This window comes from Sphaerotilus sp. FB-3, assembly GCF_023706025.1.
GTDB classification, from domain to species: domain Bacteria; phylum Pseudomonadota; class Gammaproteobacteria; order Burkholderiales; family Burkholderiaceae_C; genus Sphaerotilus; species Sphaerotilus sulfidivorans.
Genome location: NZ_BQWE01000057.1, coordinates 280,993 through 302,698, shown reverse-complemented (window position 1 = coordinate 302,698; position 21,706 = coordinate 280,993). Strand labels below are relative to the sequence as shown.

Sequence of the window (21,706 nt, the reverse complement as noted above, 5' to 3'; positions counted from 1 at the left end):
TCCGGGTCAGGGGTGTTGGGGCGGCAGGCTCAGTGCGTCTTGCGCTTGGCCTGGCGGGCATTGCGGCGGCGTTCGGCGCGGTTGGCCGGTGCGGCGACCGGGGCCGCGTCTGCCGCTGCGGCGCCACCGGCCTCGGCCGGTTTCGCCTTCTGGCCGATGCGGCTCTCGGTGCCGTTGATCAGCTTGGCGATGTTGCTGGCGTGGCGCCAGATCAGCAGCAGCGACATCACGAAGATCGCCAGCGTCGCCGACGAGCCGCCCCAGAAGATCGCGTGCAGCAGCGGCGCGACGCCAGAGGCGATCAGCGCGGCCAGCGAGGAGTACTTCGTCGTCTTCGCCACCAGGATCCAGATCGCCAGCACGCCCAGGCCGAGCAGCGGCTCGAAGCCGAGCAGCACGCCGGCGGCGGTCGCCACGCCCTTGCCGCCCTGGAAGCGGAAGAACACCGGCCACAGGTGGCCGAGCAAGGCGCCCAGGCCGACCAGCATCGCGCTGCCCTCGCCCAGGCCGACGCGCTCGCCGAACAGGCGCACCAGCAGCACCGGGATCAGGCCCTTGACCGCGTCGAGCAGCAGCGTCAGCACGGCGGCCTTCTTGCTGCCCGAGCGCAGCACGTTGGTCGCGCCGGGATTGCCCGAGCCGTAGCTGCGCGGGTCGTCCAGGCCCATCGCGCGGCTGACGATGACGGCGAACGAGAGGGAGCCGATGAGGTAGGCGGCGACGAAGGCCGCCGCGATCCAGAGCGTGGTCATGGTGTACGGGAACGGGTGCGTGTCGTTCGGAGGAACAGCCCGCCAGTGTAAGCGCGCGGCTTCAGCCGGCCGACGCCGGATCGGCGGCCTGCACCGGCCGGGCGCCCAGCACCTCGGTCAGCACCGTCGGCGCCAGGCCGACCAGGAAGCCGCGGCGCCCGCCGTTGATCCAGATGCGCTCCAGCGCGAGGATGCTCGACTCCGCGTAGACCGGCATGGCCTTGCGCAGCCCGAAGGGCGAGGTGCCGCCGACCAGGTAGCCGCTGTGGCGCTGCGCGACCTCGGGCCTGCAGGGCTCGACCTTCTTCGCGCCGATCTGGCGCGCCAGGTTCTTGGTGCTGACCTGGCGGTCGCCGTGCATCAGGATGATCAGCGGCTTGGCGTCCTGGTCCTGCATCACCAGCGTCTTGACCACCGCGTGCTCGTCGACGCCGAGCTGGCGCGAGGACTCGGCGGTGCCGCCGTGGTCGACATAGTCGTAGGGATGCTCGGTGAACTCGACGCGGTGGGCCCGCAGCCACTGGGTGGCGGGCGTCTCGCTGACATGGGCGGTCTTCTTCGCCATCGTGCTGATCTTGAGGTTCCTGCGGTTCTTGCTGCGCTCAGGCCAGGCCGATGGCGGCCAGGTCGCCGCGGCCGGCGCGCACCACCACCGGCTCGCCGCCGCTCAGGTCGATCACGGTGGTGGGCTCGGCCGGGCAGGGGCCGGCGGCGACGATGGCCTGGATCTGGCGCTCGAAGCGCTCGCGGATCTCGTCGGCGTCGTTGAGCGGCTCGCGCTCGCCCGGTGGAATCAGCGTGGTGCAGATCAGCGGCTGGCCGAGCAGGCCGAGCAGCTCCTGGGTCACGCCATGCTCGGGCACGCGCAGGCCGATGGTGCGCCGCGACGGATGCGAGACGCGCCGCGGCACCTCCTTGGTCGCCTCGAGAATGAAGGTGTAGGGCCCGGGCGTGGCGCTCTTGAGCAGCCGGTACTGGCGGTTGTCGACGCGGGCGTAGCTGGCCAGCTCGGACAGGTCGCGGCACAGCAGCGTCAGGTGGTGCTTGTCGTCGACGCCGCGCACCCGGCGCAGCGCGTCGGCCGCCGCCTTGTCGTCGAGGTGGCAGACCAGCGCGTAGCTGGAATCGGTCGGGATCGCCGCGATGCCGCCGGCCGACAGGATCGCTGCGGCCTGGCGCAGCAGCCGGGGCTGCGGGTTGTCGGGATGGACTTCGAAGAACTGGGCCATGGTGGCGGCATTGTCCGCCAGATGGGTCGGTGCCCGTGTCTTCTCAGGCCGCTTGAGGCGGCAGCGCGACACGCTCCTGCAGCAGCGACCAGACCGGGGTGAGCTTGCCCGGCAGCATCGGCAGCCGGCCCAGGTCGGTGCGGCTCTCGGCCGGCGAGTGGAAGTCGCTGCCGCGCGAGGCCGCCAGGCCGAACTCGATCGCCATGTCGGCGTACTTGACGTACTCGGCCGCGGTGTGGCTGCCGGTGACCACCTCGACGCCCTGGCCGCCGTGCTCGCGGAACTCGGAGAACAGCGCGTATTCCTTGGTGGCGTCGAAGCGGTGGTAGCGGCCCGGGTGCGCGATGACGGCCACGCCGCCGGCATCCCGGATCCAGCGCACCGCATCGCCCAGCGTGGCCCAGCGGTGCGGCACGAAGCCGGGCTTGCCGTCGGCCAGGTACTTGCGGAAGACCTCCGCGGTGTCGCCGCAGGCGCCGACCTCGACGATGTAGCGCGCGAAGTGGGTGCGCGAGATCAGGTCCGGGTTGCCGACATATTTCAGCGCGCCCTCGAAGGCGCCGTGAATGCCGACCCGGGCCAGCTCGGCGGCCATCTCGCGGGCGCGGCCCTCGCGCCCGCCGCGGGTCGACTCCAGGCCGCGGCGCAGTCCGGGGTCGTTCTCGTCGAAGCCCAGGCCGACGATGTGCACCGTCTCGCCGGCGAAGGTCACCGAGACCTCCACGCCGCTCAGGAAGGCCATGCCTGCGGCGTGGGCGGCGGCGCGGGCGCGGGCGATGCCGCCGATCTCGTCATGGTCGGTCAGGGCCCACAGCTCCACCCCGTTGGCGCTGGCCCGGGCGGCCAGATCCTCGGGGCTGAGCGTGCCGTCGGACACGATCGAGTGGCAGTGCAGGTCGGCGTTGAGGAGGCAGGTGCTGTTCACCGGGCGATTGTAGGAGCCAGCCTCAGGATGCGTCCTTCAGGGGCATCGGTCAGCAGGTAGATCCAGCCGTCCGGACCCTGCCGGATGTCACGAATGCGTTCTTCCAGATCGGTCAGCAGCCGCTCCTCGCCGGTGATGCGCTCGCCGTCGAGCGTCAGCCGCACCAGCGCGCGGGCCTTGAGCGCGCCGACCAGCACGCTGCCCTTCCAGCCGGGATAGCGTTCGGAGGTGACGAAGGCCAGCCCCGAGGGCGCGATCGACGGCACCCAGCGTGTCTGCGGTTCGGCCAGGCCGGCCACCGATTTCTCGCCGATGCGAAAGCAGGTCACATATTCGCAGCCCCAGGTCGCGCGCGGCCAGCCGTGGTTGGCGCCGGCGCGGGTGAGGTTGAGCTCGTCGCCGCCCTGCGGGCCATGCTCGTGGGTCCAGAGCTGGCCGGTGAGCGGATGCAGCGCGGCGCCCTGCACATTGCGATGGCCCCAGCTCCAGATCTCGGGGCGCGCGCCCGCGCGGCCGACCAGCGGGTTGTCGGCAGGCACCCGGCCATCGGCCTCGATGCGCACCACCTTGCCGTGGTGGTTGTCGAGCGTCTGCGCATCGTCGCGGCGCCAGAAGCGGTCGCCCAGCGTGACGAACAGCCGCCCGTCGCCGGCCCAGGCCAGCCGGCCGCCGAAATGCAGCCGGCTGTCGAGCGCGGGCTGCTGGCGGAAGATCACCTCGACCTCGACGAGGCGCTCGCCGTCGAGGCGGCCGCGGGCGACCGCGGTGGAATTGGCGCCCCGGCCGCCCGGCGCAGGCGCCGCATAGCTCCAGTAGAGCCGCCGGCTGCTGGCGAAGTCGGGCGAGGGCAGCACGTCGAACAGGCCGCCCTGGCCGCCGGCCACCACCGCCGGCAGGCCGGCCAGCGGCGGGCCGAGGCGGCCGTCGGGCTGAACGATGCGCATCCGGCCCGGGCGCTCGGTCACCAGCATGCGGCCATCGGGCAGGAAGGCCAGCGACCAGGGATGCTCCAGGCCGGTGGCGATCGTCTCGACCTGCCAGCCGCCGGCCAGCGTCTGCACCGGACCGGCCTGCGCGGAGGCCGTCAGCGTCGTGGCCAGCAGGGTGGCCAGCGCCACGGCCTTCGGCCGGACGGGCCACGGGGCGGCCGCAGACTCAGATGTCGGGCCAGATCGTCTGGGCGAGGGCTTCATCGGCGTTCTCCGGCAGCGGGGACAGCCATTGTCGGGCGACGGCCGCCGGCGCGGGGCGACCGAACAGATAACCCTGCCCGGCCTCGCAGCCCAGCGCGATCAGCTGGCGGGCCTGCACCTCGGTCTCGATGCCCTCGGCCAGCACCGACAGGCCCAGGCCGCGGCCCATCGCGATCATCGCGCTGACCAGCTGCGCGCCCTGCGGGCCGGTCTCGCCGCCCAGGTCGGCGATGAAGCTGCGGTCGATCTTCAGCTTGCCGACCGGCAGCCGCCTGAGCCGCGCCAGCGAGGAGTAGCCGGTGCCGAAGTCGTCGATCGCCAGCCGCACGCCCATCTCGCGCATCTGCCGCAGCACCGGCTCGACCGCGTCGATGTGTTCCATCAGGCCGGATTCGGTGATCTCCAGCTCCAGCCGCGCCGCCGGCAGGCCGCTGTCGTCCAGCGCCTGGCTCAGCCGGGCCAGCGTCTGCCCGCGCCGCATCTCTGCGGCCGACAGGTTGACCGCGATGCGGCCGCAGTCCAGGCCCTCGTCCAGCCAGGCGCGCGCCTGCCGGCAGGCCTCGCGGGTGACCCAGGCGCCCAGCTCGACGATCAGGCCGCTGTCTTCCATCAGCGGGATGAACTCGGCCGGACCGATCGGCGGCAGGCCGGGCTGGTTCAGCCGCACCAGCGCCTCCAGCCCGATCAGATGGCGATCGGCCAGCCGGTAGAGCGGCTGGTACCAGAGCTCGAACTCGCCGCGCTCGAGCGCACGCCGCAGCCGGCCGTCGAGCTGCAGGCGGCTCTGCGCGGCCTGGGTCAGCGCCTCGGTGTAGTAGCGGTAGGTGCCGCGGCCGGCGTGCTTGGCCTGGTACATCGCCGCATCGGCATCGCGCAGCAGCTCCTCGACCTCATGGCCGTCTTCCGGGTACAGGCTGATGCCGATGCTGGCCTGGACCCAGACCTCGCTGCCGTCGATCTGGAAGGGCCTCTCCAGCAGCTGCAGCAGCTCGCGGGCGACCACCGCGGCGTCCTCCTGATCGCGCAGCGCCTCCAGCACCAGGATGAACTCGTCGCCGCCCAGCCGCCCGAGCGTGTCCTCGCGCCGGGTGCGCTGCGCCAGGCGCTCGGCCACGTCGCGCAGCAGCTGGTCGCCGCAGCTGTGGCCGAGGCTGTCGTTGACGGTCTTGAAGTTGTCCAGGTCGATGAACATCACCCCGACGCGGTGATGCTGGCGCTGCGCGGCCGCCAGCGCCTGGCGCAGCCGCTCGAGCACCCGGCGCCGGTTGGGCAGCTGGGTCAGCGGATCGACATGGGCGAGCTGGTGCAGGTCGTGCTCGGCCTGCTTCTTCGCGCTGATGTCGGTGAAGACGGTGACCAGATGGGTGGGCACCTGCTGCTCGTCATGCACCGTCGCCACCGAGGCCCACAGCGTCTGCAGGTGGCCGTCGCGGTGGCGGCTGCGGATCTCCCCGGACCAGGCGCCCTGGCTGACGACCTGCTCGAGCAGCGGACCGAAGCCGTCGACGCCACGCTCGGCGTCATCCGGCGTGCCGGGCTGCGCGCCGGGCTGCGGATCGAGCCGGCCGAGCGGCTGGCCGATCCAGTCCTCGCGCCGATGCCCGGTGATCGTCGAGAAGGCCCGGTTCACCGACACGATCCGCCCCGAGCGGTCGCAGACGATGACGCCGTCCTGCGTGCTCTCCAGCGCCGCGGCATGCAGGCGCATGCTTTCCTGGTCCTGCAGCCAGCGTTTCTGCTGGCGCATCTGCGTCAGCGCATGCGACAGATCCGAGCCGATCTCGTGGAACAGCGCGCGCTCCTCGGCATCCTCGCTCGAGAGCTGGTCGCGGATCAGCACCAGCACCGCGTGCATGCGGCCTTCGCAGGTGATCGGAATGGCCACCGCATGCAGCGCGCTGCCGCCGGCCGGCGTGTCCCAGCGCAGCTCGGCGCTGCGCCAGGTCAGGGTGACGACATGCTGAGGGTGCAGGTCCGGGTCGATCCGCGCCGCCTGCCGGCCGGCCGGCAGCTCGCGGTTGCCGGGGCCGACCGCCACCGGCACCAGCGAGCGGTTGTCGGGGCCGGACGCGGCGATCCAGGCGCCGCGGAAGCTGCCGTGGCTGAGCGCGACATCGCAGATGCGCTGCATCAGCTCCTGCGGCTGGCGGGTCCAGACGATGGCCTGGTTGACCTGGCTGAGAAAGCTGTAGAGCCGGCCCAGCGTGGCCACCCGCTGCTCGTTGCGCTTGCGCTCGGTCACATCCCAGCTGATCAGCGCCACCCGGTCCTGCTCGCCGGGCAGCGCATGGGTGCGGGCCTCGAACCAGCAGGCCCGGCCGTCGATCTCCAGGCTGTATTCGGTCCGGCAGACCTCGCCGGTCTCCAGCGCCCGGCGCACCGCCGCCTCGACCCGCGCGGCCGCGAGCGGCGGCAGCATCTCCTGGAATCGCTGCCCCAGCAGCTGCTCGCGTGTCGCGACCAGCCGGTCCCGGATGCCGTAGATCTCGATGTAGCGCCCTTCGGCATCGAGCACGAAGGACAGGTCCGGCACCGCCTCGGCAAAGGCCTGCATGTGGCGCTCGCGCTGCTGCAGCGCCTCGAGCAGCGCCTGGCGCAGATGGCTCTGGCGGTGGTGCAGCAGCAGCAGCAGGCCCACGCCCAGGCCGATCAGCGCGGCCATGCCCATGCCGAGACGTGCCTGGCGTCGCAGCCGCTCCTGGCGGATCATCTCGATGATCGCCTCCATCTCGCGCACCGCGCTGTCGATGCGGCCCTGCTGCAGATCGAGCGCGACCCGCGAGCGATCGTCCGGCGTGAGTGCCCGGTGGCGCAGGGTGTCGCGAATGCCGTCGATCGAGTCGACAAAGCCCCTGGCGAGCCGGCGCAGCCGGTCGGCATGCGCCGGCGTGGTCTGGATCCGCTCCACCTGGGCCACCAGCTGCAGACCGCCGAGGCGGGCGTTCTCCAGCTCCGCGTCGACCCGGCTCAGATCCCCATGCTCGCCCTCGTGGAGGTCGTGTTCCGCATGGGTGCGGGCCTGGCTCAGGTTCAGCCGCATCTGCGCCAGCGTGCTGCCGGGCAGCGTCGCGTCGGTGAGCGTCTCGTTCCAGAGCTGGTGGCTCCAGCCGAGCAGGCCCAGGCAGAGCATGCCGAACAGTGCCAGGGCCGGCAGCATCAGCGAGGGCAGCGAAGTCGGCGAGGACCGTGGCGCAGACCGGTTCATCGCGTTGCCGTGCCGCGCAGGCCTGCCAGCGGTTCGCCGCGCACCGGCGCGATCAGGCCTTCGTCGAAGCCGTAGACGCTGACCCGCTGCAGATGCTCCGGGCTGCCGATGTAGGTGGCCAGCGCCGCGTCGATCTCGTCGCGCAGCCGGTCGCCGCGGCGGAAGGCCAGCGCCGGATAGCCGATTGCTGAGCCGTCGGGACCGGACGAGACCCAGAAGGGCTGGGCCAGCTCGGGCAGATGCTGTGCACGTGTCTGGGAGGCGCTGCGTGCCTGCTGTTCCAGCTGCCGCACCATCCAGCGCAGCGAGGGCACCGACAGCATCATCGCCTGGACCGCACCCTGCTGCAGCTCGGTCAGGCAGCCGGCCGCGCTGGTGCGGGTGCGCAGCCGTGAATCCGGCAGACCGGCACGTCGGGCCATGTCCTGCTCGACCGACTGCTCCAGCACGCACAGCCGTGTCCGCGCATCGCCGACCACATCGGCCAGGCTGTGCAGCCCGAGCGGATTGCCGGCCGCCACCAGCAGTCCCGGCTGCACCGCGGCGGTGGGACGGGAGAAGGCCAGCCGGGCCGCCCGCTCCGGCGTGATGAACAGGCCGGAGGCGATGGCGTCGATGCGGCCCATGTCCAGCTCGTGCATCAGCGCGCCGAACTCGGCATGGATCCAGACCGGCTCCGGCCGGCCGATGCGGCGCAGCGCAGCGCGCATCATGTCGACGGCCTCGCCGTGCAGGCCACCGCCCGGATCGCGGAAGGCATAGGGCGCCTCGATCGCGTAGCCGACCCGCAGCGGACGGTCCGGGCCCGGGCTCTGCGGGCCGTCAAGCGCCGGGCTGCGACCGATCGACACGATCACCGCGACCGTGACCGTCATGACCAGGCCCAGCCAGAGGATCAGTCGCATGGGGTGAAGCATCTTCGGTGGGCATCGGTCTGGGATCGGTCAGGGGATCGGTCCGGGGGGCGGCGGGAGGTGCCGTGTCATTCTTTCAGATCCGTCGAGCGGGCGGCATGAAAAGTTTCACGATGTGTCTCCGCCTGCGCCGCCAGCCAGTCGCCGAACTCGCGCAGCAGCCCGTCGTCGGCATGTGCCTCCGGCACGACGTAGTGATAGGCCAGCTCGCTGTCGAGCGCGGCGGCCACGCCGCGCAGGCGGCCGTCGGCCAGCGCGGCGGCCGCGGCGAAGTCCGGCACCAGCGCCACGCCCAGGCCGAGCGCGGCGGCCTGCACGCTCATCGAGAACTGCTCGTAGGCGGGCCCGCTCTGGTCGTCGGCCACCCGCAGGCCGGCGGCGGCGAACCAGCGCCGCCAGGCCAGCGGCCGGGTGGTCTGCTGCAGGCGCGGCAGCCGCGCCAGCGCCTCGGCCGGCAGCGGCGGGCCGTCCGGCGCCAGGCCGTGCGCGGTCAGCAGGCCGGCGCTGGCCACCGGGATCAGCCGCTCCGACAGGATCGGCCGGCTGGTGCAGCCCGGCCAGTGGCCGTCGCCGGCGTGAATGGCCGCGTCCAGCCGGGTCTCGTCGAACAGGAAGGGGCGGGTGCGGCTGTGCAGGTTGACCTGCACCCGCCCGGGCCGGAAGGCCGGCAGCCGCGGCAGCAGCCAGCAGGTGGCGAAGGTGGGCACCACCGCCAGCTCGATCACCGGCACCCGCCCGGCGCCGGCCATCAGCTCGCGGGTGTCGCGCTCCAGCGTGTCGAGCCAGTCGGCCACCCGCAGCGCGTAGCCGCTGCCGGCCTCGGTCAGGCGCACGCCGCGGCGGGTGCGGCGAAACAGCTTGACGTCCAGCAGCGCCTCCAGCCCCGCGACCTGGCGGCAGACCGCGCTCTGCGTCATCGCCAGCTCCTCGGCGGCGCGGGTGAAGCTCTCGTGGCGCGCGGCGGCCTCGAAGACGGCCAGCGCGGTCGTGCCGGGCAGGCGACGGCGGGAGAGTTCGCTCATCGGGGACGATCTCGGAGTGCGTTCATGGAACAGATCGATGCATATTATTCGGTTGTGCCTGCAGGCTGGGCTCCCTAGGATTGCATCCATCGAACTTCAGAACCTTCGAGGAGCCTCCGTCATGGCCAGCACCCCCCGCACGTCCCGCGCTTCCTTCCAGTGGAACGACCCGCTGCTGCTCGACAGCCAGCTGCTCGATGACGAGCGCGCGGTGCGCGACGCCGCCCGCGCCTACTGCCAGGACCGGCTGATGCCGCGCGTCACCGAGGCCTTCCGCCACGAGCGCACCGACGCGGCCCTCTTCCGCGAGATGGGCGAGCTGGGCCTGCTCGGGCCCACGATCCCCGAGCCCTACGGCGGCGCCGGCCTGAACTACGTCAGCTACGGCCTGATCGCCCGCGAGGTCGAGCGGGTCGACTCGGGCTACCGCTCGATGATGAGCGTGCAGTCCTCGCTGGTGATGGTGCCGATCTTTGAATTCGGCAACGAGGCCACGAAGCAGAAGTACCTGCCGAAGCTCGCCACCGGCGAGTGGATCGGCTGCTTCGGCCTGACCGAGCCGAACCACGGCTCCGACCCCGGCAGCATGGTGACGCGCGCCCGCAAGGTCGACGGCGGCTACAGCCTGAGCGGCTCGAAGATGTGGATCACCAACTCGCCGATCGCTGATGTTTTCGTCGTCTGGGCCAAGGACGACGAGGGCCAGATCCGCGGCTTCGTTCTGGAGAAGGGCTGGAAGGGCCTCTCCGCCCCGGCGATCCACGGCAAGGTCGGCCTGCGCGCCTCGATCACCGGCGAGATCGTCATGGACGAGGTCTTCTGCCCGGAGGAGAACGCCTTCCCCGAGGTGCGTGGCCTGAAGGGCCCGTTCACCTGCCTGAACAGCGCCCGCTACGGCATCGCCTGGGGCGCGCTCGGCGCGGCCGAGTTCTGCCTGGAGACGGCGCGTCAGTACACGCTCGACCGCAAGCAGTTCGGCCGTCCGCTGGCGGCCAACCAGCTGGTGCAGAAGAAGCTCGCCGACATGCTGACCGAGATCGCGCTGGGCCTGCAGGGCTGCCTGCGCCTGGGCCGGATGAAGGACGAGGGCACCGCCAGCGTGGAGATCACCTCGATCATGAAGCGCAATTCCTGCGGCAAGGCGCTCGACATCGCTCGAACCGCGCGCGACATGCTCGGCGGCAACGGCATCTCGGACGAGTTCGGCGTCGCGCGCCACCTGGTCAACCTCGAGGTGGTCAACACCTACGAAGGCACGCACGACATCCACGCGCTGATTCTCGGTCGCGCGATCACCGGCATCGCGGCGTTCTGAGCATGGCCACCGCGCTCGATGGCCTGAAGGTGCTCGACCTGTCGCGCGTGCTGGCCGGGCCGTGGGCGACGCAGACGCTGGCCGATCTCGGCGCCGATGTCGTCAAGGTCGAGCGTCCCGGCGCCGGCGACGACACCCGCGCCTGGGGCCCGCCGTGGCTGAAGGACACGCAGGGCCGCGACACCCCGGACGCCGCCTACTTCTTCTGCGCCAACCGCAACAAGCGCTCGATCGTCATCGACATCGCCACGCCCGAGGGGCAGGCGCTGGTGCGCCGGCTGGCCGAGCGCGCCGACGTGGTGCTGGAGAACTTCAAGGTCGGCGGCCTGAAGGCCTACGGCCTGGACTTCGCCAGCCTGCACGCGCTGAACCCGCGGCTGGTCTACTGCTCGATCACCGGCTTCGGCCAGACCGGGCCCTATGCGCCGCGCGCCGGCTACGACTTCCTGATCCAGGGCATGGGCGGGCTGATGAGCGTGACCGGCCGCGGCGACGCGGAAGAGGGCGCCGGGCCGCAGAAGGTCGGCGTGGCGCTGACCGACGTGATGACCGGGCTGCATGCGGCGGTCGGCATCCTGGCCGCGCTGCGCCACCGCGACCGCACCGGCGAGGGCCAGCACATCGACCTGGCGCTGCTCGACGTGCAGGTGGCCGCGCTGGCCAACCAGACCGCCAACTGGCTGATCGGCGGCACGGTCCCGAAGCGCATGGGCAATGCGCACCCCAACATCGTGCCCTACCAGGACTTCCCGACTGCGGACGGCGACATGATCCTGGCGATCGGCAACGATGGCCAGTTCGCGCGCTTCTGCGACGTCGCCGGCCATGCCGAGTGGGCGAGCGACGAGCGCTTCGCGACCAACGCGGCGCGGGTGGCGCACCGCGCGGTGCTGATCCCGCTGCTGCGCCAGGCGACCGTGATGCGCACGACGCGCGAATGGATCGCGGCGCTGGAGTCGAAGGCGGTGCCCTGCGGGCCGGTCAACCGGCTCGACGAGGTGTTCGCCGATCCGCAGGTCGTCGCGCGCGGGCTGCGGGTCGATCTGCCGCACCCGGTGGCGGGCAGCGTGCCGGGCGTGGCCAGCCCGATCCGGCTGTCGGCCACGCCGCCGGTCTACCGCAGCGCGCCGCCGGTGCTCGGGCAGGACGGCGCGGCGGTGCTCGCCGACTGGCTCGGCGAGCCGGCGCGGGACTGATCAGGGCTGTGCCGTGCTGCGCGAGAGCCGGCGCGCGTTGGCGCCGGCACGCCGGCTGACCGGCTTCAGCCCGGCGCTGGCGACCTTCATCGGCGCATGGTGCATCACCTCCATCGCCCGGCTGGCCGGCGCTGCCGCCCATGGCGCCAGCCACCAGCCCAGGCCGGCGGCCATCAGGTCCTGCGAGATGCTCGCGCCCGCCCACATCATCGCCAGCCAGGACTGCTGGAAGGCGGTGACCTTCTCCAGCCCCATCGTCATGAATTCCTGGCGGTCGCGCGCCGACGGGTTCGGGCCGGCCAGTGCCATGCGCGTCAGCCGATGGTTGACGACGAAGGGCACCGAGAAGGTCATTTCGGTCATCTGACGGATCAGGTCGCCGGTGGCGGCGGCGGGCAGCGCGGGCAGGGCCGGCATCTGGGGAACGAGGGGCACGGGCACGCAGGGCATCGGGACATCCTTCCAGGATTGGCATCACGTCGTCGTCAGCCATGAAAAAAGGCGTGCCAGATCGTGGCACGCCTGGGGATGATCGCCGATCGGCCTGCGAGAGGCCTTACTTGAACAGGTCCTTGACCCGATCCGTCCAGCTCTTGGCGTTCGGCGAGTGCTTGTCGCCGCCCTTCTTCAGCGATTCGTCGAGATCCTTGAGCAGCTTGCGCTGGTGCTCGGTGAGCTTGACCGGAATCTCGACCTGGATGTGGCAGTACAGGTCGCCGGGATAGTTCGAACGGATGCCCTTGACGCCCTTGCCGCGCAGCCGGAAGGTCTTGCCGTGCTGGGTGCCCTCGGGCAGCTCGATCTCGGCCTCGCCGCCGAGCGTCGGCACCGCGACCGTGCCGCCGAGCGACGCGGTGATGATGCTGACCGGCACGGTGCAGTGCAGGTCGTCGCCGTCGCGCTCGAAGATGTCGTGCTGCTTGATGCGGATCTCGACATACAGATCGCCGGCCGGGCCGCCATGCGTGCCGGGCTCGCCGTGGCCGCGCAGCGCGATGCGCTGGCCTTCGTTGATGCCGGCCGGGATCTTGACCTCGAGCGTCTTGTGCTTCTGGATCCGGCCCTTGCCGCCGCAGGTGGTGCAGGGCTCGGGAATGATCTTGCCGCTGCCGTGGCAGTGCGGGCAGGTCTGCTGGATGCTGAAGAAGCCCTGGCGCAGATGCACCGTGCCCGAGCCATGGCAGGTGGTGCAGGTCTTGGCGCTGGTGCCGGGCTTGGCGCCGCTGCCGTGGCAGGTGTCGCAGTCCTCCCAGGACGGGATGCGGATCTGCGCCTCCTTGCCCAGGGCCGCCTCCTCGAGCGTGATCTCCATCGCGTAGGACAGGTCCGCGCCGCGGTAGACCTGCTGGCCGCCGCCTCGGCGGCCACCGCCGCCCTGGCCGAAGATGTCGCCGAAGATGTCGCCGAAGGCCTCGGCGAAGCCGCCGTTGCCGAAGCCCTCCGGGCCGCCCGGACGGAAGCCGCCCGCGTTCGGGTCGACGCCGGCATGGCCGAACTGGTCGTAGGCCTGGCGCTTCTGCGGGTCGGAGAGCATCTCGTAGGCCTCCTTGGCCTCCTTGAATTTCTCCTCGGCCACCTTCGCGCCTTCACCCTGGTTGCGGTCAGGGTGGTATTTCATCGCCAGCTTGCGATAGGCCTTCTTGATGTCGTCTTCGCTCGCGCCCTTGGCGAGGCCAAGGACTTCGTAGTAGTCACGCTTTGCCATGGAAGTGGTCCGGATTGCGACAGCGGTGAAACAGGAACGCCGCGCCGAGCGGCACCGGCCCGCGAAGGGCCGGCGACTCGAGCGCGGCGACAGGCACGGCGGACGCGGGCGCAGCCGGGTTCAGGCCCCGCCGCGGCGCGCGTCCGGCGCCATCACTTCTTGACTTCCTTGAACTCGGCGTCGACGACGTCCGCATCCTTCGGGTCGTTCTTCGGGGCCTCGCCGGCACCGGCCGCACCGGCGCCGGCTGCACCGGCAGCTGCGCCCGCGGCGGCCTGCTGGGCCTGCATGTCGGCGTACATCTTCTCGCCGAGCTTCTGGCTCACGGTCATCAGCGCGTTGGTCCTGGCCTCGATGGCGTCCTTGTCGTCGCCCTTGATCGCTTCCTCGACCTCCTTGATCGCGGCCTCGATCGCGGTCTTCTCGGCCGCCTCGATCTTGTCGCCGTACTCGGTCAGCGACTTGCGCACCGAGTGCACCATCGCGTCACCCTGGTTGCGGGCCTGGATCAGCTCGAGCTTCTTCTTGTCCTCGGCGGCGTTGACCTCGGCATCGCGCACCATCTTCTGGATCTCGTCCTCCGACAGGCCCGAGTTCGCCTTGATGGTGATCTTGTTCTCCTTGCCGGTGCCCTTGTCCTTGGCGCCGACATGCAGGATGCCGTTGGCATCGATGTCGAAGGAGACCTCGATCTGCGGCACGCCGCGCGGCGACGGCGGGATGCCTTCCAGATTGAACTCGCCCAGCAGCTTGTTGCCGCCGGCCATCTCGCGCTCGCCCTGGAAGACCTTGATCGTCACCGCCGGCTGGTTGTCGTCGGCGGTCGAGAAGGTCTGCGCGAACTTGGTCGGGATGGTGGTGTTCTTCTTGATCATCTTCGTCATCACGCCGCCCAGGGTCTCGATGCCCAGGGACAGCGGGGTGACGTCGAGCAGCAGCACGTCGGTGCGCTCGCCGCCCAGGACCTGGCCCTGGATCGCGGCGCCGACGGCCACCGCCTCATCCGGGTTGACGTCCTTGCGCGGCTCCTTGCCGAAGAACTCCTTGACCTTCTCCTGCACCTTGGGCATGCGGCTCATGCCGCCGACCAGGATGACGTCGTCGATCGAGCCGACCGAGACGCCGGCGTCCTTGATCGCGGTGCGGCACGGCGCGATGGTGCGCTCGATCAGCTCCTCCACCAGCGACTCCAGCTTGGCGCGGGTCAGCTTGATGTTCAGGTGCTTCGGGCCGGTGGCGTCGGCGGTGATGTAGGGCAGGTTGACGTCGGTGGCGGTCGACGACGACAGCTCGATCTTGGCCTTCTCGGCGGCTTCCTTCAGGCGCTGCAGGGCCAGCACGTCCTTGGTCAGGTCGACGCCCTGCTCCTTGCGGAACTCGCCGATGATGTAGTCGATGATGCGCTGGTCGAAGTCCTCGCCGCCCAGGAAGGTGTCGCCGTTGGTCGACAGCACCTCGAACTGCATCTCGCCGTCGACGTCGGCGATCTCGATGATCGAGACGTCGAAGGTGCCGCCGCCCAGGTCATAGACGGCGATCTTGCGGTCGCCCTTGCCGCCCTTGTCCAGGCCGAAGGCCAGCGCCGCGGCGGTGGGCTCGTTGATGATGCGCTTGACATCCAGGCCGGCGATGCGGCCGGCGTCCTTGGTCGCCTGGCGCTGCGCGTCGTTGAAGTAGGCCGGCACGGTGATGACCGCTTCGGTCACCGGCTCGCCGAGGTAGTCCTCGGCGGTCTTCTTCATCTTGCGCAGCACTTCGGCCGAGACCTGCGGGGGCGCGAGCTTGTTGCCGCGCACCGACACCCACGCGTCGCCGTTGTCGGCGGCCGTGATGGTGTAGGGCATCAGGTCGATGTCCTTCTGGACTTCCTTCTCGGTGAACTTGCGACCGATCAGGCGCTTGACCGCGTACAGCGTGTTCTTCGGGTTGGTGACCGCCTGGCGCTTGGCCGAGGCGCCGACGAGGATCTCGCCGTCTTCCTGGTAGGCGATGATGGAGGGCGTGGTGCGCGCGCCTTCCGAGTTCTCGATCACCTTCGTGGTGTTGCCTTCCATGATGGCCACGCACGAGTTGGTGGTGCCGAGGTCGATGCCGATGATCTTGCCCATGGTGTTGCTGACTCCGGGGAAATTGTCTGGTTGCTGCTGATCTGCGGATGGACCGGCGGGTTTCAAGGGCCCTGCTTGCCGGTCGCGCGCTTTTCTGTGTCTGGGACAGGGTCTGTTCAGGGGTGACCGGGCGGTGGCGTCACTTCGGCGCGGCCACCATCACCAGCGCCGGGCGCAGCACGCGCTCGGCGATCAGGTAGCCCTTCTGCAGCACGCTCACCACGGTGTTGGGGTCCTGATCGGCCGGCACCATGCTGATGGCCTGATGCTGGTGCGGATCGAACTTCGTGCCGGCCGGCGGATTGACCTCGACCACCTTGTTGCGCTCGAGCGCCTGCGAGAGCTGGCGCAGCGTGGCCTGCACGCCCTCGAGCAGCTGCTCGGGCGTGCCCTGGCCGGCGCTCTGCGCGGCGATGGCCGCATGCAGGCTGTCGCAGACCGGCAGCAGGCTCTCGGCGAAGGACTCGACCGCGAACTTGCGCGACTTGGCGACTTCCTCGTCGGCGCGGCGGCGGATGTTCTCCATCTCGGCCTTGGCGCGCAGATAGGCGTCGGCCAGCTCGACATTCTTCGCCTCGAGCTCGGCCACGCGGGCCAGGGCCTCGCTGGTGTCGGCCGGGGCGGCTGCGCCGTTCATCGAGGCCGGTTCGGTGTCGGGAAAGGGCGGGGTGTTCTGGGTGTCGGACATGGTCTCTTCCTTGGCCGCTGCGGCGGCATCCCGGTGCGACATGGGGTCGGCTCCAGGGGCTTCAAGAGGCTGCTGCATCGGCACGACAGGGCGGCACCGGGCGGCACGGTCACGGGTGCGTCGCGGTTTCATGCAAACTGTCACGCTGATCATGAGTCTTTCTCCCCCCGACCCCGATGCCGTCGACGACCCGGCCGCCGCCGTGCTGGCCGATGCGGCGGTCATGCTCGCGCCGATGGTGCGCTGGCTGCTCGGGCATGGCGTGCCGCTGGGCGCGCTCACGCGCACGCTCAAGCAGGTCTATCTCGACGAGGGCCGCCGCGAGCTGGAGCGCCGCGGCCAGCGGGTCACCGATTCGGCGCTGAGCGTGCTGACGGGCGTGCACCGCAAGGATGTGCGCCAGATGCAGACCGAGCTGCCGGGCCGGCCGGCGCTGGCGCCCACCCCCGCGGCGATGCTGTTCACCCGCTGGATCACCGATCTGTCCTGCCGCGATGCCGAGGGCCGGGCCCGGACCCGCCTGCCGCGCCAGGGGCCGGCGCCCAGCTTCGAGTCGCTCGCGCGCGAGGTCTGCAGCGACGTGCATCCGCGCACCCTGCTCGAGGAGCTGCAGCGCCTGGGCCTGGTGCGGGTCGAGGGCGAGGAGGTGCTGCGCCTGAGCGATCGCTTCGTGCTGCCGGGCCGCGACCCGGCGGCCGCGCAGGCGATGGCGGTCAATGTCGCCGACCATCTGGCCGCGGCGGTGCACAACCTGGGCTGCGACCGGCCGGGACGGCGCCTGCTCGAGCAGAGTGTCTTCGCCGAGGGCCTGTCGCCGCAGGCCGCCGTCGAGCTGGGCGCGCTGGCCCGCGCGATCTGGGCCGAGGCGCTCGAGCGCATGGTGCTCGAGGCCGAGCAGCGGCTCGACCGTGACCGCGACGCCGCAGCGTCCGCAGAGGCCGCGCCGGTCGCGCGCATGCGCTTCGGGGTCTACTACTTCACCGACATGGAGGATGCCGATGACGACAACGACGCGGGTCGAGCGCGACCGCGCCGCTGAATTCCAGCCCGAACGCCGGCGGCTGTTCGGCCGGGCGGCCGGTCTGGGTCTGATCGGACTGGGCGCGGGGCTGCTGGGCGGCTGCGGCGGCAGCGGCGTCGGCAGCAACGGCACCGGCAGCCCGGTGCTGCTGTCGCAGAGCGTGGGCACGGTGTCGGGCTTCGGCAGCGTCGTCGTCGACGGGGTGCGCAGGGACGACAGCGCCGCGCGGGTCGAGCGCGAGCGCGCCGACGGCGGGCGCGACAGCGCCGAGATGCTCCTCGGCCAGCGGGTGGTGCTGGAGTATTCGACCGATGCCGCCGGCACCGAGGTGCTGGGCCGCATCGAGGTGCGACCCTCGCTGGTCGGCCGGGTGAGCGAGCGCACCGCTGACACGCTGGGCGTGCTCGGCCAGACGGTGGTGATCAATGCCGATCCGACCCGCGGCCCGATCACCGTGCTGGGCGAGCGCTGGCGCAGCGCGGCCGACATCGCCCTGGGCGAGGCGGTCGAGCTGCATGCGATCGTGACCGGCGCGCCGGGCAGCACGCGCCGGCTGCTGGCCACCCGCATCGACACCCCAGCCTCGCCGGACACGCTGCGTCTGGTCGCGCCGGTGAGCGAGGTCCTGGCCGATCGTGCCGGTACCTCGCGCCAGCAGGTCCGCATCGGCGCGCTCACCGTCTGGCTGCCGGCCGGCGAGCAGGCGCAGGCCGGCCAGATGCTGACGCTGCATGCGCCCCCGGCCGACTTCGATGCCGCGACGCTGGTGCTGCGGGCTTCGCGCATGCAGGTCGATGCGGCTTCGACGCTGGTGGCGGCCGGATCGCGCATCGAGCGCGCCGGCCTGATCGCCGGCTGGAGCGGGCGCAGCCTGACGATCGACGGCATCACGATGGAGGTCGACGCCGCCACCGTGCTGAAGCCGGCCACGCTGCTGCCGGCCGACGGGCTGCATGCCCGGGTGGTGGCGCTGCGCAGCAGCGACGCGCTGCGCTGGCAGGCGGTCTCGATCGAGGCGGTCGCCACCACCGGCTCGGCGCTGCTGGTGGGCACGCTGTCGGACTGGTCGGCCGCCACCGCCGACAGTCCGGCCAGCTTCCGGGTGCGCGACACCCGGGTCACGCTGACCTCGGCCACCGTGCTGGACCTCGGCGACTGCACCGCCGCCGCGGCCACCGCGACGCTGGTCGACGGCCTGCATGTCGAGGTGACCGGCAGCGTCGGATCGCGCGGCATCGTGGCTGATCGGGTGCGCTGTCTGAAGGAGCCGCGAGACGGCACCGCGCAGATCACCCGCCAGGGCCGCATCCTGTCCTTCGATGTGCAGGCGCGCCGGCTGACGCTGCAGCAGACGACCGAGGACGGCGGCGTGCGCGAGATCGCGGTGAGCTGGAGCGAGTCCACCCACTGGCGCGATCCGGCGCGTGCCTCGACCGACCTGCTGGCGACGCTGGTGGCCGAGGGCCGGCGGATCGAGATCGAGGGCACGCTGTCGGCCGAGGGCCTGCTGCAGGCCCGGCGGGTGCGGCTGCACGCCTCGGCGGATCATCGGCACGAGCGCTCGCCCGGGCAGCCGGCGCCGGGCGACACCTCCGGGGACACCGCCGCCCGCCTGGCCGGCGTGCGCCCGGAGGCTCAGGCGAGGTCGTCGACCGACACGCTCCAGCGCTGCCAGTCGGCGAGCTGACGCCGGTCGGCCTTGGTCGGCCGACCCTGCTGGATGCTCAGCGCCGGGTCGGCGGCGTAGTGGCGCCGTTCGCGCCACTCGGCCTGGGCCAGCACGCTCTCGGGCGTCTCGCGGTAGAGCCGCTGCGCCTGCGGCGCCGGGCCGCGCACCGCCGACAGGCCGAGCACCTCGACCTCGCGCGGCGTCGGACAGTCGCCCTGGCGCACCGAGACGCGGTCGCCGGCGCGCACCTCGCGCGAAGGCTTGGCATCCTGGCCGTTGACGCGCACCCGGCCGCGCTCGATCTCGTCGACCGCCAGCGAGCGGGTCTTGAAGAAGCGGGCGGCCCAGAGCCACTTGTCGAGGCGCTGGCCGGCCGGGCTGCCGGCAGCGGGTGCGGGGGAGGAAGATCGGGCGGATCGGCTCATCGTGTCGGGCAGACGGCTCGGGAAATCGAACTCAGGAGGTTGAATGATGCACCGCGCCGGGCCCGGCCGGGTTGGCAGGCCCTGCCAGCGGCAGGCGCACCGTGGCATCCAGCCCGGTGATGCGGGAGCAGCGGATGCGGTTGTCCAGCACCAGCGTGCCGCCGAGCGAGTCGACGATGTCGCGGCAGATCGCCAGGCCCAGGCCGGAGCCGCCGCTCAGGTCGCCGCGCTCGGGGCCGGCGGCGAAGGGCCGGAACAGGCGCTCGCGCAGCGGCTCGGCGATGCCGGGGCCGCTGTCGGCGATCGTCAGCGCGGCGTGGTGGCCGTCGCGGTGCATCGTCACCGCCAGCATGCCGCCCGGCGCCGAGCACTTGATCGCGTTGTGCAGCAGGTTGCGGGCCAGCTCGCGCAGCGCCCACTCGTGGCCGCGCACCGTGGCCGGCACCGTCTCGACCGAGAAGTCCAGATCGCGCTCGGCGGCCAGCGCGGCCAGGTCCAGCGCGACATCGCGCACCAGCGCCTCCCAGTCGGCCAGCGGCGGCTGGCCCTGCTGGCGCAGCTGCTCGACCTTGGCCAGCGCGAGCATCTGGTTGGCCAGGCCGGTGGCGCGGTCGACGGTGTGCTCGATCTCGGCCAGCGCGGTGGCGCTGTCGGTGTCGCCACGCCGGGCCGACTGCACCTGCACCTTCAGCACCGCCAGCGGCGTGCGCAGCTGGTGCGCGGCATCGCGCACGAAGCGCTTCTGGTGCTCGAGCAGCCGCGCGCTGCGGTCCATCATCGCGTTGGTGGCCTCCACCAGCGGGCGCAGCTCGCGCGGAGCCTCCTCGGTCGCCAGCGGGGTCAGGTCGTCCTCGGCGCGGCGGGCGATCTCCTCGCTGAGCCGGCGCACCGGCCGGGTGGCGTGCTGCACCACCCAGACCACCACCAGCGCGATCACCGCCACCAGCGCCGCCTGGCGCCACAGCGTGCCGATCAGGATCTGCCGCGCCAGCGTGTGGCGCAGCTCCAGCGTCTCGGCCACCTGGATGGTGGCCATGCCCTGGCCGGCCTGGCCCGCCACCGGCTGCAGCAGCACCGCCATGCGCACCGGCATGCCACGGTACTCGGCATCATGGAAGTCGACCAGCGCGGCATAGACGCTGCGCTGCGGGATGCGGCCGTCCCAGCGCGGCAGGTCCTCGAAGCCGCTGACCATCTCGCCGGCAAAGCCGCTGACGCGGAAGAACATGCGGCTGCGGTTGTCCGCCTCGAAGGCCTCCAGCGCCGAGTAGGGCACGTCGGCCGCGACCTGCGCTCCGCCGCTGCCTGCGCGCACCTCCAGCCGCTCGCCGATGGCCTTGGCCGAGGCCAGCAGCGTGCGGTCGTAGGCGATGCCGGCGGCCTCGCTCGCCTCGCGGTAGAGGCTGACGGTGTGGATCACCACCAGCACCGTGACCGGCAGCAGGATGCCCGCCAGCAGCTCGGCGCGCAGCGACAGGTGCGCGATGCGGTGGGCCAGGCGCTGGCGCAGCCGCGCCAGCGGTCCCGGGGCGGCCGTGCTCATGCCGGTGCCGGTGCGGCCTTGAGCAGATAGCCCAGGCCGCGCAGCGTCACCAGCTGCACGCCGGTCTGCGCCAGCTTCTTGCGCAGCCGGTAGACCACCACCTCGATCGCCTCGGTCTGCACCTCGCGCTCGCCGGGAAAGACCAGCTCGAACAGCCGCTCCTTGGCCACCGCCTGGCCGGGCCGCGCCAGCAGCGCGCGCAGCAGCGCCAGCTCGCGCGCGGTCAGGTCCATCGGCCGGTCGTCATGGCAGATCGCGCCGCTCTCGGCGTCGATGCGCAGACCGCAGAAGGTGGGCGCCTGCGCGCTGGCGCCGGGCAGGGTCGGCGCCGCCCGGCGTGCCAGCGCGCGGATGCGCGCCTCCAGCTCGTCCAGGTCGAAGGGCTTGGCCAGATAGTCGTCGGCGCCGGTGTTCAGGCCCAGGATGCGGTCGCCGACCGTGCCGCGCGCGGTCAGGATCATCACCGGCGTGCGCAGCCCGGCGGCACGGGCGCGAGAGAGCACCTCCAGCCCGTCCAGCCCCGGCAGGCTCAGGTCGAGCAGCACCACATCGGGCATCGAGGCCTCCCAGCGGTCGAGCGCGCGTGCGCCATCCTCGCAGCCGATCACCTGCATGCCGCGGCGCTCGAAGGCGCGGCGCAGGGTCGTCTGGATCGTCGGGTTGTCTTCCACCAGCAGCAGTTTCATGGGCGCGAAGCCTAGCGCCATCGGCGCGGGCGCGCAGCCGCCGTGGTGCTTGGCGTTTCCCCTAGGGTCGTGGACAGCCGTTTGACAGCCGCCGACAGGAGCATCGGCGC

Annotated in this window: 19 protein-coding genes; 4 read left to right on the top strand and 15 right to left on the bottom strand. The window is 71.7% G+C overall.

The genetic code is table 11. From position 1 onward, the window contains the following. Positions 1-29 precede the first annotated feature (29 nt). The 8 genes from plsY to NFT33_RS17915 all read right to left on the bottom strand — a co-directional run bounded on the left by plsY (position 30) and on the right by NFT33_RS17915 (position 9,240). A complete protein-coding gene (plsY, locus tag NFT33_RS17950) occupies positions 30-752 on the bottom strand; it encodes a glycerol-3-phosphate 1-O-acyltransferase PlsY (RefSeq protein WP_251677383.1) in 723 nt (240 codons plus the stop codon). 61 nt (positions 753-813) lie between these two features. Next, a complete protein-coding gene (gene ybaK, locus NFT33_RS17945) occupies positions 814-1,317 on the bottom strand; it encodes a Cys-tRNA(Pro) deacylase (protein WP_251677381.1) in 504 nt (167 codons plus the stop codon). 37 nt (positions 1,318-1,354) lie between these two features. Continuing rightward, positions 1,355-1,981, bottom strand: a complete 627-nt coding sequence (locus tag NFT33_RS17940; protein WP_220784866.1) for an L-threonylcarbamoyladenylate synthase — start codon at positions 1,979-1,981, stop codon at positions 1,355-1,357. A gap of 43 nt (positions 1,982-2,024) precedes the next feature. Further along, positions 2,025-2,906, bottom strand: a complete 882-nt coding sequence (locus NFT33_RS17935; RefSeq protein WP_251677379.1) for a 3',5'-nucleoside bisphosphate phosphatase — start codon at positions 2,904-2,906, stop codon at positions 2,025-2,027. Next, a complete protein-coding gene (locus NFT33_RS17930) occupies positions 2,903-4,024 on the bottom strand; it encodes a PQQ-dependent sugar dehydrogenase (RefSeq protein WP_376744179.1) in 1,122 nt (373 codons plus the stop codon). Before NFT33_RS17930 ends, NFT33_RS17935 begins: the two co-directional genes overlap by 4 nt. Before the next feature lie 37 nt (positions 4,025-4,061). Then, positions 4,062-7,256, bottom strand: a complete 3,195-nt coding sequence (locus NFT33_RS17925) for an EAL domain-containing protein (RefSeq protein ID WP_251677377.1) — start codon at positions 7,254-7,256, stop codon at positions 4,062-4,064. A gap of 44 nt (positions 7,257-7,300) precedes the next feature. Next, positions 7,301-8,209, bottom strand: coding sequence for a transporter substrate-binding domain-containing protein (locus NFT33_RS17920; RefSeq protein ID WP_251677375.1), 909 nt, complete (start codon positions 8,207-8,209; stop codon positions 7,301-7,303). 77 nt (positions 8,210-8,286) lie between these two features. Beyond that, positions 8,287-9,240, bottom strand: coding sequence for a LysR substrate-binding domain-containing protein (locus NFT33_RS17915; RefSeq protein WP_251677373.1), 954 nt, complete (start codon positions 9,238-9,240; stop codon positions 8,287-8,289). 121 nt (positions 9,241-9,361) lie between these two features. On the opposite strand from NFT33_RS17915, the gene NFT33_RS17910 reads away from it, so the two are divergent. Together NFT33_RS17910 and NFT33_RS17905 are read left to right on the top strand one after the other, a co-directional pair. After that, positions 9,362-10,555: an acyl-CoA dehydrogenase gene (locus NFT33_RS17910; RefSeq protein ID WP_251677371.1), complete on the top strand. Its 1,194-nt coding sequence runs from the start codon at positions 9,362-9,364 to the stop codon at positions 10,553-10,555. A gap of 2 nt (positions 10,556-10,557) precedes the next feature. Beyond that, the gene (locus NFT33_RS17905) at positions 10,558-11,751 is read left to right on the top strand and encodes a CaiB/BaiF CoA transferase family protein (RefSeq protein ID WP_251677369.1); all 1,194 of its coding nucleotides are present in this window, start codon (positions 10,558-10,560) and stop codon (positions 11,749-11,751) included. Here the strand turns inward: NFT33_RS17905 and NFT33_RS17900 are convergent, their stop codons facing one another. The 4 genes from NFT33_RS17900 to grpE form a co-directional block, all read right to left on the bottom strand. Then, positions 11,752-12,186, bottom strand: a complete 435-nt coding sequence (locus NFT33_RS17900) for a polyhydroxyalkanoate granule-associated phasin (protein ID WP_251677367.1) — start codon at positions 12,184-12,186, stop codon at positions 11,752-11,754. Positions 12,187-12,307: 121 nt separating this feature from the next. Beyond that, positions 12,308-13,456 (bottom strand): molecular chaperone DnaJ, encoded by a 1,149-nt coding sequence (dnaJ, locus tag NFT33_RS17895; RefSeq protein ID WP_251677365.1) that lies wholly within the window; start codon positions 13,454-13,456, stop codon positions 12,308-12,310. 152 nt (positions 13,457-13,608) lie between these two features. Beyond that, entirely contained in the window at positions 13,609-15,564 is a 1,956-nt protein-coding gene (gene dnaK / locus NFT33_RS17890) for a molecular chaperone DnaK (protein ID WP_149502969.1), read from the bottom strand. Between the two features lie 139 nt (positions 15,565-15,703). Continuing rightward, positions 15,704-16,252, bottom strand: a complete 549-nt coding sequence (gene grpE / locus NFT33_RS17885) for a nucleotide exchange factor GrpE (RefSeq protein ID WP_251677413.1) — start codon at positions 16,250-16,252, stop codon at positions 15,704-15,706. A 151-nt stretch (positions 16,253-16,403) separates the two neighbouring features. On the opposite strand from grpE, the gene NFT33_RS17880 reads away from it, so the two are divergent. Beyond that, complete coding sequence (locus NFT33_RS17880) at positions 16,404-17,291, top strand: DUF6502 family protein (protein WP_251677363.1); 888 nt, start codon at positions 16,404-16,406, stop codon at positions 17,289-17,291. Beyond that, positions 17,251-18,960 carry a DUF5666 domain-containing protein gene (locus NFT33_RS17875; protein WP_251677360.1) on the top strand — a complete coding sequence of 570 codons (1,710 nt, stop codon included), beginning with the start codon at positions 17,251-17,253 and terminating at the stop codon, positions 18,958-18,960. Before NFT33_RS17880 ends, NFT33_RS17875 begins: the two co-directional genes overlap by 41 nt. On the opposite strand, the gene NFT33_RS17870 is transcribed toward NFT33_RS17875, so the two are convergent. Genes NFT33_RS17870 through NFT33_RS17860 form a run of 3 tightly spaced genes read right to left on the bottom strand, consistent with a single transcriptional unit; the run spans position 18,909 to position 21,596 of the window. Next, positions 18,909-19,367 (bottom strand): RNA-binding S4 domain-containing protein, encoded by a 459-nt coding sequence (locus NFT33_RS17870; protein ID WP_251677358.1) that lies wholly within the window; start codon positions 19,365-19,367, stop codon positions 18,909-18,911. The two genes, NFT33_RS17875 and NFT33_RS17870, sit on opposite strands and share 52 nt — an antisense overlap. A gap of 31 nt (positions 19,368-19,398) precedes the next feature. Beyond that, positions 19,399-20,910, bottom strand: coding sequence for a sensor histidine kinase (locus NFT33_RS17865; protein WP_251677356.1), 1,512 nt, complete (start codon positions 20,908-20,910; stop codon positions 19,399-19,401). Continuing rightward, complete coding sequence (locus NFT33_RS17860; protein WP_220784845.1) at positions 20,907-21,596, bottom strand: response regulator transcription factor; 690 nt, start codon at positions 21,594-21,596, stop codon at positions 20,907-20,909. The genes NFT33_RS17865 and NFT33_RS17860 overlap by 4 nt, the downstream gene beginning before the upstream one ends. Positions 21,597-21,706 lie beyond the last annotated feature (110 nt).